Source organism: Desulfobacter curvatus DSM 3379 (assembly GCF_000373985.1).
Classification (GTDB): Bacteria; Desulfobacterota; Desulfobacteria; order Desulfobacterales; family Desulfobacteraceae; genus Desulfobacter; species Desulfobacter curvatus.
On the sequence record NZ_KB893061.1, the window covers coordinates 1 to 17,404 of the forward strand.

Below are 17,404 nucleotides of genomic sequence, written 5' to 3' on the forward strand. Positions count from 1 at the left end.
AAGCCTGGATACAAGCGTAGATGGACTCACCCAATTGAAAGAGCAGTCAAAAGGATATCGAACAAGATGGGTTAAGCGTAGGCAGAGAATTCTGTAGGCCGCAGGGGAGACCGCGCTCCCTGAAGTGCTGGTACAGCTTCGAAAGAGCAACTTGTGGACGCCGAGGGTTTTAGCGGTCACCGAAGGCAAAACTGAAGCATCCGTTAAAGGCAAGGATGTGAAGGTCCGCGCGGAAGCGAGTCTAACCGAAGAACCGGATGCGGGAAAACCGCACGTCCGGGACTGTGCGGGAGGCGCTGGGTGACCGGCGTTCCTACCGCGAGATCTGAAAAAAATAACGCTCCGTTGCCGATGTAACTTAAAGGAATTATGGTATAATGGAAAATAGCAAGACACTTGAGCAGATTATGGCTTTAGTCAAGCGTAGAGAAGTGATGATATCAGACCATGGATATGATGAGCTTGCTGAAGATTCAATTTCTGTTAAGGATATTATATCAGGTGTCATGAATGGTATTATCGTTGAAGATTATCCCGATTATTTTAAGGGGCCTTGTGTTTTGGTTTTACAAAAAGACAGTCAAGGTAATCCCATCCATGCAGTATGGGGAATACCGAAAGACTCTTCATCGCCTGCTGTTTTAGTTACTGCATACAGACCCGATCCAAACAGGTGGTTAAATGATTTTATGAGGAGAAAACAATGAAAAAAAGACATCATCAAAAACTAATCCATGAAGGACAGTATGTCGCTAAGGTCAACATTGAACTGGTTGACACTGACGATGGTTGGTCTCCCTATTTATCACTTGATGACGCACTAAAATTGGATGATGTTCGAGATGCTTTAAGACGAGGGGATGTAAAAACTGCCACGCAACTTGCAGATGTTTTTACTCTTACCCCAGTAGCTGTTTAATCATGACAGAGAATCGGGATAGGACTCCCCATCACTGAGGAGCCCTCCCACACCACCCGGCATATGGATCACGTACCAAGGCGGTTCGGCTGATTTAAGGAAGGGCGCATTCCCATTTTCACGGTTATGCAGCTAACAATGAAATATGTGAATTGGCCATTTGTTTCAGACAGTTCCATCGTCCCGATTTATAGTATGAGCGCAGCATGAGCATTTTCTCCGCATTTTCTTTATACCAAAAAATGCAGGGACCCTTGAGCCTCAAATTGACAACTCTTCGAATCGAACTTTCAATCGCACCACTGCCAATCGGCAAATTCAAGGGGGAATCTGGGGACACCATACTTATTTATTGACAGGAATTAGACTACATGCTTAACTCCATTTCATGGCACGAATGGCAAGGGCAGTGGCGCCGGGTTTTCCCCATCACATTACACAAAGGGGGAATAGACGGCAGCAGACATTTTTCAGCGATCAGGACTTTAAAGCCTATCTGGCTTTGATGGCGGAATGGTGTTTGAATTATAAGGTTGATATATGGGCCTATTGCCTGATGCCCAATCACATTCACCTTATTGCAGTTCCTGAAACCAAGGATGGATTAAATCTGGCCGTCGGGGAGGCACACCGGCGATATACGAGAATGATCAATTTCAGGGAAGGCTGGCGCGGTCATTTATGGCAGGGGAGGTTCGCATCATTTATCATGGAAGAAAGTTACTTGTTGGCATGCACGCGGTATATTGAGTATAACCCCGTCCGTGCCGGTCTTGTAAAACGTCCTGAGGATTGGAAATGGAGCAGCGCCGGGGCACATATGGATGGGAAGGATGACATTCTTGTCAAAACAAGACCCTTGCTTGAGATTGTTAATGCGCCGTGGGGAGATTTTTTATCTTCTGACATTAAAGAGTCTGAAATCGAATTGTTCAGAAAGCATGAACGTAACGGCCGACCGTTGGGAAAAACGACTTTTGTAAAGAAATTGGAGACTATTTTAGACAGACGACTCAGGCCAAAGAAGCCAGGTCGAAAGAAAAATGTGTAAAGTGTCCCCAGATTAATGTCCCCAGATTAATAAGTAGGTTATCTCAACGATTTTATGAGAGTTTTTGAGCTTTAAAAGCTTGACCTCAGATCCCCGTTCCGTTGGACTTACACGTAAGGAGATAACATGGGAACACAAAGTACTGAAAGCATCCCTGGGAAGGCTGGAAAATGGCTTGCCATGATTTCAGCAATATTAACGATAGCTTTGACGATACTTAATTCATATTGGTCCCGCGAGATTAGCAAAGTTGACCAAAATCTAAAAATAAGGGAATCTGAACTAAAGGAGCAGCAATTACTGTTAGATGCAGAGATCGTAGTTCACGCGGAATTGCTGCGATAGGTGATCAGACCGAAGAGGCTTTAACGAGGCTCTCAGCATTCTTAAGCAATGTACAAAAATAGGTGCCCATATGATTGCATTTCTTGAAATGTCAAACCGGCGTTGTTTTACGTGGCAAGGCCGGGAAAGCTTTATGGCATTGGCGGTGACTTTTTTTGGGACTTCGGAAAACTTGAAATATCAGATATAGCCATTATTCTTTACAAAATACAGGCATGGAAGATATTATGGTGCATAATTTTTCCAAACCGACCACGATTATCCAAACCGAAACGTATGAAAACAAAAAAGGAGAACTTTCATGGGATCTATTACACTTGGCGGCAACCCGGTAACTTTGGCTGGTGATTTTCCTAAGACAGGTGACAAAGCAAAGGATTTTACCCTTGTGGGGCAGGATCTGTCAGAAGTCAAACTGTCTGCGTATGCCGGTAAACAGGTGGTGCTCAACATTTTTCCAAGCCTTGATACCCCCGTTTGTGCCACAGGCGTTCGTAAATTCAATGAAACAGCAGGCACCAAGGAGAATACGGTTGTGCTCTGCATCTCAGGGGATCTGCCCTTTGCCCACAAACGGTTCTGTGTCGCCGAAGGCATTGAGAATGTTGTGACGGCCTCTGCCTTCCGTAGTCCCCAGTTCGCCCTTGACTATGGTGTGGCCATGCAGGATGGTCCGCTGGCAGGCCTTACGGCCCGGGCCGTTGTTGTTCTCAATACATCCGGTGAGGTGGCTTATACCGAGCTTGTGCCGGAAATCAAACAGGAACCTGATTATGACTCTGCGTTGGCTGCATTGTCCTGATAAGTCAACTATAGGGACTTGGTAAACAAAAAAATACAGCCCATTCGGAAACCGGCTGAAAAGATTATTTTCGGATGGGCATGCCTAAGGAATGAGTCCGAAACCACTTAACCTGGGGACGCCCGCGCTCCCGGATATAGCAAAAGGGGCAATTTATTTAAGAGGCGTTCCTAAATACCTCAAGGGGGGTTGGTATGGTCAGATTCTTAAAGTGGGTCATCGTAACAACAGGCATTCTCGCCGGTCTGATTGTCGGGGCTGCTGTACTGGTTCCCATGTTTGTGGATGTCAAAAAGTATCTGCCGGATATCGAAACCATGGTAACCCGGCAGACCGGACGCAGTTTTTCCATGGGGGATGATGTTAAACTCTCCCTGTTTCCCTGGGCGGGAATCCGGCTGTCTGACTTAACCCTGGACAATCCTGAAGGATTTGAAAAAGAGCCCATGATTTCGGTGAAAAGCTTTGAAGTCAGGGTAAAAGTCCTGCCCCTTTTGTTCAAGCACATTCAAGTAGAAAAATTCATTGTGGAGTCGCCCAGTATTGCGCTGGTAAGAAACAAGGCAGGGTTAGGAAACTGGGAACATATAGGCCCCCAGGATACTAACGGTTCGGATCAGGGTAATGAGGCCCAATCCACCCCCCAGGATACTGCTTCAAAACCACAAACAGACAGTACGGACCTTCCCATTGAGTCGCTTCTCGTTGACCGGTTTGCCGTCCTCAACGGGTCCCTTTCCTATGTGGACAAAGGCAGCAGCCTGTCCAAAAAGATTTCAGATATTAATTTAGATCTGTCCGGCATCACCCTTGATAAAGCCATTGACATCAACTTAGGTGCCAAATTGGACGGAAATCCCGTCTCTTTGACCGGAACAGCCGGGCCTGTGGGGCAAAACCCCGGTGCTGCGGATATTGATTTTGACTTGATGGTCAAGGCGGTGGACCAGTTGGCTTTTTCCCTTAAAGGCCGGGTGATTAAACCCATGACCGAACAGACCTTTAACCTGGCCGTTGATCTGGCACCATTTTCGCCCAAAAAGCTGTTTGACTCTTTGGGGCGTCCGTTTCCAATTAAGACCAATGATGCCTCAGCACTGGAAAAGCTTTCCCTGAAGGCTGCCGTCAAAGGGTCAGCCCAGGCTGTGGAGGTTTCAGACGGGGTCCTGGTGCTGGATGATTCTACCATGAATTTCAGGGGCCAGGCCCAGGCGTTTGAAAAACCGGACCTCAAATTTGTACTTACCCTGGATAAAATTGATGTGGACCGGTATCTGCCTTCGGCAACAAAAAATGATTCGGAAGGGGGGGCTTCACCCAAGATCGAGTCCTCTGCCATGGGTTCAAATAAGGGCAATGGAAAAGCCGGCACCGTTGATTATGCCCCTTTGCGCAGGCTGGTACTGGATGCAAAGGTGAACATCGGCAGCCTTAAGGCTGCGGGATTAAGCATGGCCAATATGACAGTTGCTTTGGTAGGCGAAAACGGGGTATTTACCCTGGATCCGCTTTCCATGGATCTGTACCAGGGAAAGGCGGGGGCAAAGGCCAGGATTGATGTGCGCAAAAAGAACCCGATGACAACCCTGCACCTGACAACCAGTAACGTTCAGGCGGGCCCTGTCATCCGGGACAGTATGGGCAAGGATATGATTGAAGGGGCATTGACCTCGGATATCTCCCTTTCCATGACCGGAGACACGCCGGATATGATTAAAGAGAGCCTGGGCGGCAAAGGGCAGCTTAAATTTATTGATGGTGCTGTTGTGGGTGTTGATATTGCCAGAACCATTCGTAATCTTGGCGCAGGCCTTGGGCTGGGCGAAGCCACCGCGGAAAAACAGAGGACCGATTTTGTCGAACTAAATATTCCATATACGGCTGCTAAAGGCCTTGTGAAAATTTCGGAAGCCACCCTTGTCTCTCCCCTGTTAAGGCTTGTTGCCAAGGGCCAGACCCGTCTGTCAAAAGAAAGTCTGGATTTCAGGATTGAACCGAAACTGGTTGCCACAATTAAGGGGCAGGGGGATACAAATGACCGTTCGGGGATATTGATTCCCTTTGATGTGACAGGGACGTGGGAAAATCCAAAGGTACGGCCGGATCTTGACGCCATATTAAAAAACCAGCTGCCCGACACCGATACGCTTAAACAACTCATTAACGGTGACAAATCGGACTCTGGTGAGAAACCGGATATGAAGGATACAGCCAAGGAGCTGATAAAGGGTTTATTGAATTAATTATAGGAGAATCGTTTAAAATGTGTAAAAAAAGAATCAGCGTTGCAGCAGTCGCTTTTGTTTTTACCTTTATTCTGGGGGGACTGGTGCCTGTTTGGGCCGGAAATTCCCTGCTGGATCAGGGCGCTTCATTGATTAACTCCCTAAACAAAAACGGCAGTGGTGAAAGCAGTAACAGTTCAGCCGACAGCCTGACCAACAGCGAAATTATTTCCGGTCTCAAGGAGGCGCTGGAAATCGGCGCAGAGAACGTTGTCGGCCAGTTGGGTGCTGAAAACGGATTTAATTCCGACTCCAGTATCCATATCCCCTTGCCTTCCTATCTTTCCAAGGCCAAGATGTTGATGGAAAAAGCCGGCCTGGGATCCTATGCCGAGGATCTGGAACTGAAGCTGAACCGGGCTGCCGAAGCGGCCACACCCAAGGCCAAGGCGTTGTTTGTAGATGCCATTTCCCAGATGTCCTTTGATGATGCCAAAAGCGTTCTCAATGGCGGGGATGATGCTGCTACTCAGTATTTCAAGGAAAAAACGTCTGACGATCTCACCGAAACTTTTACACCGGTGGTGGAGAAAACCCTGGAAGAAATCGGGGTAGTGAAATCCTATGACCAAATGATTGAAAAATACAAATCCCTGCCCCTGGTTCCCGATGTAAAGGGCAATCTGACGGACTATGCTGTTGAAGAAGCCCTGAACGGCATTTTTTATTATCTGGCAAAAGAAGAAAAGGCTATCCGGGAAAATCCGGCAAAGCAGACGACGGCATTGTTAAAAAAATTATTTAACTGATGTTTGAGCTCAAACTTTTTTTTAAGAAGAGGACGCACCTATGGTTGAAGTTGGATTTTTCGGAGCAACAGGAGAGGTGACCGGATCCATGCATGTGCTGGATACAGGCGTTGATAAGATTTTAATGGACTGCGGCATGTTCCAGGGCAGAAGAAAGGAGAGCCGGGAGAAAAATGAGAACTTTCCCATAAACCGGTCTGAAATTACGACCATGATTCTTTCCCACGCCCATATTGATCATTCCGGCCGGATTCCGCTGTTAACAAAAGATGGCTTTGCCGGTCGGATTGTCACCACCCGCCCCACCAAAGACGCACTGAATTACATGCTTCTGGATTCAGGGCATATCCAGGAATCTGATGCCCTGTACCTGAACTATAAGGCCCTGCGTGCGTTTCTGTATCAGGCTGAACAGTCCAAAACCAAACAGCAGATTTCCAACAAGGAAAAAGCCAAGATTAAAAAGCTGCTGAAAAAAGGCCCCCATGAACTGGATGTGGATGCCATTGCCGCACTTCACAAGGAGCACGGCCTTGACATGGTGACGCCGTTGTATACCCAGGAAGATGCATTGGAATCCCTCTCCTTTGTTGACGGATACCCATTTGATTCACAAGTGACCATCGGCCAGGGAGTCACTGTGAAATTTTATGTGGCCGGCCATATTCTCGGGTCCGCCTTTTCTTTGATCACGGTGAAGCCCGAACACGGCGGTAAACCTCTTAAAATCCTTTTTACCGGAGATATCGGCCGGTTTGAAAAGCCCATTTTAAAAGACCCCACCCTGGAATTTGATGAAGAGGACAGGGACATTGATCTGATGATTATAGAGAGTACCTACGGGGACCGTGAGCATGCGCCGGTGGCCGATCTTGCGGGCAGCCTGAAAGAGACCCTGATCCGGGCAATTGAACGGGGTGGCTCCCTTTTGATTCCTTCTTTTGCCTTTGGCAGAACCCAGGAGCTTATTTATGTGCTTCACCAGTTGTATGAATCCGGTACTGTTCCCAAAGTGCCCGTTTATGTGGATAGTCCTCTGGCGTCAAATATCACAAAGGTCTTTGGGGAGCATCCTGAAACCTATGATAGAGAAACCCATAAGATATTCCTGGAAAAGGGCATCAACCCCTTTTATTTTAAAAACATCAAGTTTGTTGAGTCTGTTGAGGAATCCATGCGTGTCACCCAGGACGATACCCCGCATATTGTGATCTCGGCATCCGGCATGTGTGAGGCAGGCCGGATTCTCCATCACCTGCGTTATAAGATCCATAACCCCAAACATACCATCCTTACCGTGGGGTATATGGCCCAGCACACCCTGGGCCGGCGTATTGAAGAACTCGGGTTGCAGGAAAATCAGGATGCAGACAAGGCACCGGAAGTTAAAATTTTGGGGAAATCCTATCCCCTGAGAGCCCATGTGGAAAAAATCGGGGGGTTTTCCGCCCATGCAGACCGCCATGAATTGATGCGGGTGGTTGCCGACTCCAATCTCCGGATAAAAGATATTGCCGTTGTCCACGGTGAAGCTGAACAGAGCGCGGCATTTGCCCGGCGGCTTAACGAGAAAGGATATAATGCCTTTATCCCCAAACCTGGAGACCGGTTTAAATTGCGGTGACTCACTCCTGCATTTTTGGATAGGCCGGCAGCAAAATAAACGGTTCCCTGCCGGCCGCCATAACTATTTATATATCTGTTTTTGCGTCCTCATAGATTTCATATACTGTTTTAACACCTGGAATTGCATCAATTTTAGATTGCACGTCACTCCTTTCTTCACTTTCGTACCATTTCTGCCAATCTTCCAAAGAGTCCCAGGTGCTGATAGCAACAATGTCTTTTGGTGGGTCTATTTTTTTTACATATCTGCTTGAAAGATAGCCTGGTTGCAGAGGAACAATAGTTCTAATTTTTCGTACCAGAGAGATCAGTTCTTTTTCCTTACCGGCATCTTCACAGATTCGTTTGATAAAAACTTTAATTGCCATGTCAATCTTCCTTTCGTGGTTTTTAAATTTCACTGCATAAATAAATTGTTCGACCTGAGCAGAATGATTTTTTTTCAACGTTTACTGACAATTTGAAATTTTTGAAATTACAGGTTTTGATTCTGTTGCCCAATGGGGTGCGCACAAAAATTATGATTACAGGATATTACCGAATAGACCGCAAATCTATATTATCAGACTACGAGAACCGCTAACAAAGATCAAGAAATATTTCAAAACCCTCTCTGCGATATTGGGAAGACGGCAGTATGGTTCAATTAAAAATCGGAATCTATCAGCGTTTTCTAAAGGCCAGCCGTTCGCTGATTTTTGCGGCCTTTTCGGACTCCACAAAAGCCAGAATCTGGGAGGCGGAAACCTCGCGCATTCTTAAAAATATTTCATAGGCAACGGAAAGTTCCATCTTGTTTACAATTTCTGCCGCCGCTTTGGGTTTCATGCTGGCATACATTTTAACCAGACGGTTCATCTTTGCCTCAAATGCGGCCGTCTCTTGCCGTTCTTTTGCGCTTTTCTTTTCTTCAAGCCGGGCCATATCCGCTTCGATCTGCTTTTTGAGGGCCGTCAGCGACTCTATTTTTTCATCAATCTGTGCCTCATAGGTTTCCAGTTCTTTTTTTTCCTTGGCAAGCTTTTCACTGGCTTCGGCCACGGCTTTTTTTTTATCTTCAAGGCCCTGGAGAACAACCTTGGCAGGATCGGGGCACTCGGGGCATTCCGGACAGGGAGCAGGCGCACCTTCTGTGTTTTCGCCTTCAGCCGATGCCGTTTCTGGTTTCTCCGGATCTGCTGCCAAAACCGGTGCAGGCTGACCGGAATGCATATATGAAACACCGACAAAGGCGATTGTAACGATAATCAAATTGACCAAAAGACCCACCACCCAGCGTTTAAGTGTGTTCATTGTTCACCTCCCTGGCCGTTTTCAAGGATGCAATTTCATCCAGACCCTTCTGCTCTTCCCGTAGCATTTCATGGGTATATTCCCGGTCTTGTTTTTCCCGCAGCCGCTCCAGTGATTTTTTGTCAATGGTTCTTTGTTTAAGAGCGTTTCGCTTTTCATCCAGAATTTTTTCAAGTTCGATTTTTTTGTTACGTTCAAGAATGATCGTCTGGTCTATGGCCGTAATAAATTGTCTGTACCGGTTGAACTGGCCTGCCCCCATCCCTTTTTCCACCAGGGTATCAAGCTGTTCCGTCGCCGAGATTCTGTCGTTTTGCAACCCTGTGATTCGCTGCTCACAGGCCAGGACATTGGCTACGGCTTGGGCCATTTCCTGCTTGGCAACCTGCTCAAGATGGCGTTTGTATTTTAAAAGGCTTTCCAGTCTGAACCGAAATTTTTTCATATATTAGGCCTTGTTCTTTTTGGGTTCAGTCGGGGCGCCCTTGATTCCCAGCGCTCTTTTCAGCCCGGCGACACTGGCCTGCATATCCATTTTCTGGCCAATATTCTGGCGCAGCAGCCGGTTGATGCCGGGCATCAGTTTTCTGGCCTGGTCCACATCGGGATCTGATCCGTCCACATAAGCACCGATGGTGATCATGTCCTCTGCATTTCGATATGACGCCATGATATTGACGGCTTTGTCCCGCATGGCCATATGTTCGGGTTTGCTGACATCCCGCATGACCCTGGAAACACTGGCCATGACATCAATGGCCGGGTAGTGTCCGCGATTGGCAAGATCCCTGGACAGGACAATATGGCCGTCCGTTATGGAACGGACCGTATCGCCCACCGGGTCGTTCATGTCGTCACCTTCCACCAGGACCGTGTAAATGCCGGTGATTGAACCGCCGTTTTCAAGGACGCCGGGGCGCTCTAAAAGGATGGGGATCTGCACAAAGAATGAGGGCGTATATCCGCGGGTAGTCGGTGGTTCACCGGCAGCCAATCCCACATCCCTGGAGGACATGGCAAACCGGGTAATGGAATCCAGCATGAGCAGCACATCCTTTCCCTGATCCCTGAAGTACTCGGCAATGGTGGTGGCCAGATAGGCCCCCCGCATACGGGTCAACGGCGGGGAGTCCGATGTGGCCGCCACGAGGACAGCCCGCTTGAGCCCCTCTTCTCCCAGGGTTTCCTCCACAAAATCCTTGACCTCCCGGCCCCGTTCCCCAATCAGCCCGATCACCACCACATCCGCATTGGTATGTTTGGTCATCATGCCCATGAGTACACTTTTTCCCACGCCTGAACCGGCCATGATGGCCACCCGTTGCCCCCGCCCCAGAGTGATCATGGAGTTAATGGCCCCGATGCCCACATCAAGAGGCTCTTTGATCATTTTTCGTTCCAGGGGCCCCAGGGGCTTTCCATACAGATAATAGGAGGTTGAACCTGAAATCGGCCCCTTATTATCAATGGGATTTCCCATGCCGTCCAGCACGCGCCCAAGCATGTCGTCACCCACCGGCACCATGGGGGAGGAGGCCACCGGTACAATCCGGCTTCCCATGCTGATGCCCCTGATATCACCAAAGGGCATGAATAATGCTTTTTCCTGCCGGAAGCCCACCACTTCAGCCATCACGGCCATGCCATGGTCATTGATAATGCGGCATACACCGCCCACGCCAAGGCCCAGGCTGTCCCCTTCGGCAATCAGCCCGATCACCTGGGAGACACGGCCTTCGGGGATCACGGTCCTGACCTTTTCCACGGCATTGGCATAAATGCTGAAATCCACTTTTTCAAAAAGATCGCTCATCATATCTCCATTTAGCTCCCCGCCTGGGCAATGGCGTCGTAAACCGCCTTGAGTTTAGACTCGGGATCTGTCGCAATGGTGGCACCGGCGCTTTCAATGCGGCACCCCCCTTTGGGAATCATGGCGTCGGTATTCACCGTGATATGGGTCAGGGAGCGTACAGATTCAAAAAAGGTCTCTTTAACCATTTCTACATATTCATAATCTTCTGCAGCTACATTCAGGGTGATTTCCTCCGGGGAGGCAAGCTGGGACAATGCGTCCAGGATTGTGTTCTTGATCACGGCATCGTCCGAGTCCAGTTTGGCCAGTACCACTTTTCCGGCAATTTGACAGACAAGTTCAACCAACTGGGTTTCATATCTTGCCAGCATGTTTTCCAGCATCTGATCTGCGGTTTCCAATGCCTGCCGGAAAGGGTCCAGGACCTGCGGCATTTCCTGAATAATCTCCTGTTTGCCGGCATCACGCCCCTCTGCCATCCCCTTTTCAAACCCTTCGGCCTCGCCTTTGGCAAACCCGTCGGTCTCGCCTTGTTTAAATCCCTCTTCCCTGCCTTTTTCCAACCCCTCTTCATAGCCTTTGGCATGGCCGGCAGCCTCTCCTTCTTCAAGCCCCTGGGCCATCCCCTGTTCATAACCTGCGGCAAAGCCCTGTTCTTCAGGTGTGGGGCCATCTTCGGGCTCATCCTCTTCTTCAGTTTCCGCCATGGGATCCGGGTCATTCTTTTTATCACTGTCGGCATCCACATCCGCGCCCTGGATCAAGGGTTCGAACAGTTCCTCTTTAAGCTGCTTGGTTACTTTATAAACGGCCTCAAATCCGCCTTCTTCCCTTTGAACTTCCAAAGGATCAAATAGAAGCTTAAACCGGTCAAAATCAGGCTCGGTATCCGGCGTCTTAAGTGAGATCTCTTCATTAAAACTGTCAAGGGCGCCCACATCAATGGCCTTGAATTCATCATCTTGTGACGACAAAGATCCCTCTTTATGTTCATCTTGATCAGACAAGGACATCATCCTTTCCTTTACCCAGGGTTATGGTGCCGTCGGCCTCAAGCTCTTTGGCTGCCCTGACTACGGCCTGCTGGGCTTCTTCAACCTCTGCAAGGCGAACAGGACCCATGGCATCCAGATCATCCTTGAGCATTTCACCGGCCCGCTGGGACAGGTTGGCGAAAATTTTGGACTTCATATCTTCGGTGGCGGTCTTCAAGGCGTAGGTCAGCTGCTGGCCTTCAACCTTCTTGAGAATTTCCCTCATGGCCGTATCATCCACATTGGTCAAATCCTCAAATACAAACATGAGTTTGCGTATTTCATTGGCCATTTCCGCATCATCTTCCTCAACATATTCCATAACCGCATCTTCGGTGGATTTGTCCACACCATTGATAATATCCACCAAAACTTCCAAGCCGCCGGCCTTGCCTCCGGGGCCGACTGCGCCACTGAGCTCATATTTCAACGCCTTATCCACGTCCCTGACAACGTCTTCGGAGATCTGGCCCAGCCGGGCGATTCTCATGGAGATATCGCCTTTGAGTTCATCCGGCAGATTCATCAAAATTTCCGCTGAAATCTCTGCAGGCATATGGGCCAGGATCATGGCGATGGTCTGGGGATGTTCTCCTTCAATATATGTAGATAACGTGTTCGTATTTACATTCCGGCTCCATATAAAGGGTTTGGCCTGTTTCTTTTTTTCCAAATCGTCCAGGATGGCTTTGGCTTCCTTGTCCTTCAGTGTCTTGGTGACCACATTCTTGATAAAGGAGTCCCCTTCAACAATCATCTTGGACTCTCCTTCAAATTTGACATTGAAATCAGCACACACAACCTTGAGTATATCCGGTGTAATCTGATCAACCTTGGACATTTCAAAGGCGATTTCTCCAATCTCCTGCTCTTTCATTCTTGAAAATACCTGGGTTGTATATTCTTCTCCCATGTACATGAGAAATATTGCTGCCTTTTGACAACCATTTAGGTTTTCCGGATCAATTGCTTTGGGCATGGAATTATTCCTCCTCTTCTTCCTCTACTTCACTGAGCCATCCCTTGATGATATTCACGGTCCTGAACAGGTCTTTTTCCGCATAATACCGGGCCCTTTCCTGGGCACTCATATTGGCTATATATGCGTTCCGCTCAGCTGCAGTCATTTTCTGGATGAAATCTTCTTTCTGCTCCTCGCTCATCATTTCAAAGAATTCACGCTGCTGATCCGCATCCATCTCAATAAAGGTAGGTTCTTTCTTTTCTGTTTCAAGCTGGGCAAGTTCTTCCGGTGAAGGCAATGCTTCTTGTTCCACCGTCACCTTGATATCGCGAACCGTTTTTATAATCGGCCGAATGATGAACAGGAACAATACAAAGACCAGCAGCAAATTGGCAATGAGACGCCCGTATTCCTTCTGAACCATGCGCCAGCCAGTAAGTTTTACCTGGGTGCCCTGCATATCGTCAATGGAAGCAAAGGGAAAGCACTCCATGGAAACCTGATCGTTGCGCTCCTCGTTATACCCCATGGCTCTGGTTACAATGCTTTGGAACTGCTGCATCTCTTCGGCAGATCTGGGCATATACACCCGTTTGGTGTCGCCGTTGTCATCTGTCTGGAATTCGTATTTACCGTCAATCACAGCTGCGACGGAAAGCCTTGTGAGTTCTGCCATGGGTTTCTGGGTTTCCCTGACCCGCCGGCTGATTTCGTAATTAACCGTATCATCATGCTTATTGACCCGCTCCTGGTTTTTATTCGCGGCCTGGTTTTCGTCTGTGATGGGGTTGACCGATGACGGGATACCGACCTGTTCATCAAGCTGAACCACCTTTTCAGCTCTGTTTTTCCGGCTGCGTATGAATTCCCCGCCCCGCTCAAACGGATCATAAATTTCTTCATTCATGTTATTTTTGGAAAAATCCATTTCCGAGGTAACCCGGACAATGGCTTTATCCGTACCCACGATGCGCTCAAGCATGGTCTGAATTCTGTGTGTCAGGTTCTCTTCAAACCGAACTTTATACTGATACTGGGCATCTGCAAGATTTTCTGCATCAATCCGGGCCTGTTCTGCTTCGGATTTCCCCTCAAACAGAATCCGGCCGGCAGTATCCACAATGGTGACAAGTTTCGGGGTCAGATCCTGGACCGAAGACGCCACCAGATGTGCAATGGCCGCCACTTCCTCTTTCTGAAGATCAGCGACCAGCTCCAGCAGAATGGATGCCGAAGGCTGTTTGGTCTCCTCCACAAAAACAGATTCCTTGGGCAGTACAATCATGACCTTGGCATCCTTAACCGCCTCAAATGCCGCAATGGTGCGTGCCAGTTCCCCCTGAAGCGCGCGTTTTTTATTGATTTTCTGAACAAACTCGGTGGTGCCGAACTCGCTTTTATCAAAAATCTCGTATCCAACTCCTGCGCCTTTGGGAATGCCTTCTTTGGCCATGGTCAGCCGGACATCATACACCATGGGTTCCGGCACCAGAATAGTGGTCCCGTCACCGGTCAGGCGATAGGATGTCTTGGAGGATTTTAACATTTCCACGACAGCGGCGGCATCTTCCTGGCTCAACCCTGAATATGCAGCTTTATAAGTGGTTTGATTGGCCCATACAAACATGGTGATAAACCCAGCCACCACCACCAGGACCAGTCCGCCCAGGAGAATTTTTCGGGCCATGCTCATCTCTTTGAACATGGTAATGATTTTTTGAATTACCGGATTCATTTAGCGGCTCCTGACAGAAATTATACTTGCATACGCATGATTTCTTCATAGGCACTCATGGCCTTGTTCCGGACCTGTGCCAGCACTTTAAGGGAGGTGGAGGCTTTGCCCAGCGCCATCATGCCTTCATGGATACCAAGCCTGCCTTCAATGACGGCCTCAACAGAATCATCTGCCACATGCTGATTATTATTCACTTCCAGGACGGCTGATTCCAGACGTTCCATGAATTCTGGGCTTCGCTTGGCTGCCCGGTTTGCCACAGATTCCCTGTACAAGGAGAGTTTGCCGGGGACTTGAGTGTTTATTTCATCCATTGGTTCACTCCTTTATCCTAAAATTATTTGCCGATCTCAAGGGCTTTGCTGATCATATTTTTTGTGGTGGAAAGCGCCGTGACGCTCGCCTCATAACTGCGCCGGGCCACCATCATGTCTGAGATTTCGGTTAAATGATCCACGTTAGGCATTTTTACATAGCCTGTATCCGGATCTGCATCGGGGTGGGCCGGGTTATACACCAGATGAAAATCTTCCTGGGACCTGACAATCTGATCCACTCTGACACCTGTGCCGTTATCCGGTTTTTTTTCATCCTCAAACTCAATGGCGGATAATTCAATGTTGCCGGACTGCTCCTTTCGAATTTTTTGCTGCACCACACTCTCAAAAGAGTCGATATCGTCACCTTTGAAGACCACCATTTTTCTGCGATAGGGTCCGCCGTCTTCGCTTCTGGTGGTATCCACGTTGGCCAGGTTTTCAGCAATGACGTTGAGTTTCATACGATGGGCGGCAAGGGCCGTTCCGCTGATTTTTGATGCATTCATTAAATCCATGGATTATTTTCCTCCCTCATCAATGGCATAGTTGAGTATGGTCATTTTACGCAACAGCATCTCGGCCGTGGATCTGAATTTCACATTGTTCTCCATCAGATTCATCATTTCCGTATCAATGTTCACCGAATCCAGGTGATAGATATCCACATCCTCGCTGTCCATACCGTTAATCTGCCCGGCAGACCCGTCAATATTGCCGGGTAGATGTTTTTCATTGGTTTTGTCCAGATAATCGGGTTCCGGTTCCGTCATGGCCCGTTTGAGCGCACTTTGAAAATCTATATCGCTGGGCGTATACCCGATGGTGTCCATGTTGGCGATATTGCCTGCGATCAGGTTATGCCGCCGGGTTGAGATGTCCATACTCTTTCCGATCATCTCATAAGTGTGCCCGAAAATTCTTGAATCGGCCATGTTAACCTCCGTGTTTTAAATTTACGCTCCGGGTCATTCAAAGGTGATATTTTTCTTTGGATATCCGGACAAGAGAGCCTGAATATCAACATTATAAACGGGAAAATGCAAATTACATGCCTGAAATAATAAACAGCGGGGATAATCAGAGGGGTTCTTTGTATTCGTTCAGTTTATTACGAAGGGTTCTGACACTGATTCCCAGAATTTTTGCCGCATGGGTCCGGTTTCCTTCGGTTTGATCCAGTGTCCTGAAAATCATTTTCTGTTCCATCTCTTTGAGGGAGCCTGCGGAAAAGTCCTCATTGGCAATGGATTCTAAGCCGGTATCATCATCGCCAAGGGGTATGTTTGCGCCATCATCCATGAGCAAATCCGAAGGGGTGATCATATCGCTCTCAGCAAGAAGTACGGCACGATGGATCACATTTTCAAGTTCCCGGACATTGCCGGGAAAGGCATGGGTTTGGAGCACGGAAAGGGCCTGATCTGTCAATCCTTTGACAGACCTTGCGTCAATCCTGCAGTATTTTTCTATGAAAAAATCGCATAAGGGTTGAATGTCCCGACGACGCTCCCGCAAGGGTGGGATAATCAGGGGAATGGTATTGAGACGGTAAAACAGATCCTCCCTGAACTCCTGGTTCTCTACGGCAGCTTTGGCATCCCGGTTGGTGGTGGCGATGACCCGGACATCCACATCCACGGGCTGGGTCCCCCCCACCCGGTCCACCACCTTTTCCTGGAGTACCCGCAGGAGTTTGGATTGAAGGTGAAACTGCATCTCGGTGATTTCGTCCAGAAACAAAGTGCCCTTATCAGCCAGTTCAAACTTTCCGGCTTTTTTTGCCAATGCGCCGGTAAACGCCCCTTTTTCATGGCCGAACAATTCGCTTTCCAAAAGATTTTCCGGCAGGGCTGCGCAGTTGATGGCGATAAACGGCTGATGCCGGCGGGCACTTTTTTCATGCAGAAACCTTGCAAGCAGTTCCTTGCCGGTGCCGCTTTCGCCCTGGATGAGCACCGATGCCGACGAATCCGCCACCCGGGCGGCAAGTTTGAGCATACGCGCCATTCCGGGGTCTTTCGTAATGATTTGAACCGCTTTATGCTTGATTGTTTTCTCTTTCTCCGGGGGCAAGGGCGCAACGGCAGTGGCCAAAGATTTTTTAACGCTCAGTTCCAGCTGTCTTGGGTCAATGGGCTTGATCAGGTAATCCAAGGCACCGTGCCGTATCAGGCTGACAGCATAATCCATCACAGGATCCGGAGTAAGGATAATGGTCTTTGGCACTCCGGTATCGGAATCAGCCGCCTGTTTGAGAAAATCCAAAGCGGAGAATCCCGGCGTACTATCGTCGGCCACAACCACCGCAGGTTTTTGGGAAAGCAGGTGGGTGAGCGCATCCGAGCCTTCGGGCACGGCATCAACCAGAAAACCCATTCCCTCGAACAGGTCGGTATAGGTCATGCGCTCTTTGGGGTTTTCAATGATGAGGAATAATCGTTGTCCAGACACGTTGGCAAAGC

General features: G+C 48.5%; 19 protein-coding genes and 1 pseudogene. 8 read left to right on the top strand and 12 right to left on the bottom strand.

What is annotated here, in order from left to right; all coding sequences use genetic code 11:
* Positions 1–377 precede the first annotated feature (377 nt).
* Positions 378–707 carry a DUF4258 domain-containing protein gene (locus B147_RS0113650; protein WP_020587763.1) on the top strand — a complete coding sequence of 110 codons (330 nt, stop codon included), beginning with the start codon at positions 378–380 and terminating at the stop codon, positions 705–707.
* On the top strand, positions 704–919 hold the full coding sequence (locus B147_RS0113655; RefSeq protein ID WP_020587764.1) for a hypothetical protein: 216 nt from the start codon (positions 704–706) through the stop codon (positions 917–919). The genes B147_RS0113650 and B147_RS0113655 overlap by 4 nt, the downstream gene beginning before the upstream one ends.
* A 124-nt stretch (positions 920–1,043) precedes the next feature.
* Here B147_RS0113655 and B147_RS32915 read toward each other — a convergent pair.
* Positions 1,044–1,235 (bottom strand): annotated as a pseudogene (locus tag B147_RS32915) (ISLre2 family transposase); the annotation flags it as partial.
* A gap of 72 nt (positions 1,236–1,307) precedes the next feature.
* Here B147_RS32915 and B147_RS0113660 point away from each other — a divergent pair.
* The 6 genes from B147_RS0113660 to B147_RS0113690 all read left to right on the top strand — a co-directional run bounded on the left by B147_RS0113660 (position 1,308) and on the right by B147_RS0113690 (position 7,775).
* A complete protein-coding gene (locus B147_RS0113660) occupies positions 1,308–1,970 on the top strand; it encodes a transposase (protein ID WP_020587765.1) in 663 nt (220 codons plus the stop codon).
* Positions 1,971–2,096: 126 nt separating this feature from the next.
* Positions 2,097–2,315: a hypothetical protein gene (locus B147_RS0113665; protein WP_020587766.1), complete on the top strand. Its 219-nt coding sequence runs from the start codon at positions 2,097–2,099 to the stop codon at positions 2,313–2,315.
* A gap of 301 nt (positions 2,316–2,616) precedes the next feature.
* The gene (tpx, locus tag B147_RS0113675) at positions 2,617–3,117 is read left to right on the top strand and encodes a thiol peroxidase (RefSeq protein WP_020587768.1); all 501 of its coding nucleotides are present in this window, start codon (positions 2,617–2,619) and stop codon (positions 3,115–3,117) included.
* Between the two features lie 194 nt (positions 3,118–3,311).
* Complete coding sequence (locus tag B147_RS0113680) at positions 3,312–5,360, top strand: AsmA family protein (protein ID WP_020587769.1); 2,049 nt, start codon at positions 3,312–3,314, stop codon at positions 5,358–5,360.
* A 20-nt stretch (positions 5,361–5,380) separates the two neighbouring features.
* Entirely contained in the window at positions 5,381–6,151 is a 771-nt protein-coding gene (locus B147_RS0113685; RefSeq protein ID WP_020587770.1) for a DUF4197 domain-containing protein, read from the top strand.
* A 40-nt stretch (positions 6,152–6,191) separates the two neighbouring features.
* A complete protein-coding gene (locus B147_RS0113690) occupies positions 6,192–7,775 on the top strand; it encodes an MBL fold metallo-hydrolase RNA specificity domain-containing protein (RefSeq protein ID WP_020587771.1) in 1,584 nt (527 codons plus the stop codon).
* A gap of 67 nt (positions 7,776–7,842) precedes the next feature.
* Here the strand turns inward: B147_RS0113690 and B147_RS0113695 are convergent, their stop codons facing one another.
* From B147_RS0113695 to B147_RS0113745, 11 genes are all read right to left on the bottom strand, one after another.
* On the bottom strand, positions 7,843–8,145 hold the full coding sequence (locus B147_RS0113695) for an antibiotic biosynthesis monooxygenase family protein (protein WP_020587772.1): 303 nt from the start codon (positions 8,143–8,145) through the stop codon (positions 7,843–7,845).
* A 295-nt stretch (positions 8,146–8,440) separates the two neighbouring features.
* Positions 8,441–9,070, bottom strand: coding sequence for a MotE family protein (locus B147_RS0113700; protein WP_020587773.1), 630 nt, complete (start codon positions 9,068–9,070; stop codon positions 8,441–8,443).
* On the bottom strand, positions 9,057–9,515 hold the full coding sequence (gene fliJ / locus B147_RS0113705; protein ID WP_020587774.1) for a flagellar export protein FliJ: 459 nt from the start codon (positions 9,513–9,515) through the stop codon (positions 9,057–9,059). The genes B147_RS0113700 and fliJ overlap by 14 nt, the downstream gene beginning before the upstream one ends.
* A gap of 3 nt (positions 9,516–9,518) precedes the next feature.
* Positions 9,519–10,886, bottom strand: a complete 1,368-nt coding sequence (locus tag B147_RS0113710) for a FliI/YscN family ATPase (protein WP_026259653.1) — start codon at positions 10,884–10,886, stop codon at positions 9,519–9,521.
* Positions 10,887–10,894: 8 nt separating this feature from the next.
* Positions 10,895–11,899, bottom strand: a complete 1,005-nt coding sequence (locus B147_RS0113715) for a FliH/SctL family protein (RefSeq protein ID WP_020587776.1) — start codon at positions 11,897–11,899, stop codon at positions 10,895–10,897.
* Positions 11,886–12,899, bottom strand: a complete 1,014-nt coding sequence (fliG, locus tag B147_RS0113720) for a flagellar motor switch protein FliG (RefSeq protein ID WP_020587777.1) — start codon at positions 12,897–12,899, stop codon at positions 11,886–11,888. The genes B147_RS0113715 and fliG overlap by 14 nt, the downstream gene beginning before the upstream one ends.
* Positions 12,900–12,903: 4 nt before the next feature.
* Positions 12,904–14,619: a flagellar basal-body MS-ring/collar protein FliF gene (fliF, locus tag B147_RS0113725; protein WP_020587778.1), complete on the bottom strand. Its 1,716-nt coding sequence runs from the start codon at positions 14,617–14,619 to the stop codon at positions 12,904–12,906.
* Between the two features lie 20 nt (positions 14,620–14,639).
* Positions 14,640–14,936, bottom strand: coding sequence for a flagellar hook-basal body complex protein FliE (gene fliE / locus B147_RS0113730; protein ID WP_020587779.1), 297 nt, complete (start codon positions 14,934–14,936; stop codon positions 14,640–14,642).
* A 23-nt stretch (positions 14,937–14,959) separates the two neighbouring features.
* Positions 14,960–15,457: a flagellar basal body rod protein FlgC gene (gene flgC / locus B147_RS0113735; RefSeq protein ID WP_020587780.1), complete on the bottom strand. Its 498-nt coding sequence runs from the start codon at positions 15,455–15,457 to the stop codon at positions 14,960–14,962.
* Between the two features lie 3 nt (positions 15,458–15,460).
* Positions 15,461–15,874 (bottom strand): flagellar basal body rod protein FlgB, encoded by a 414-nt coding sequence (flgB, locus tag B147_RS0113740; RefSeq protein ID WP_020587781.1) that lies wholly within the window; start codon positions 15,872–15,874, stop codon positions 15,461–15,463.
* A 145-nt stretch (positions 15,875–16,019) separates the two neighbouring features.
* Positions 16,020–17,393, bottom strand: a complete 1,374-nt coding sequence (locus B147_RS0113745) for a sigma-54-dependent transcriptional regulator (protein WP_020587782.1) — start codon at positions 17,391–17,393, stop codon at positions 16,020–16,022.
* Positions 17,394–17,404 lie beyond the last annotated feature (11 nt).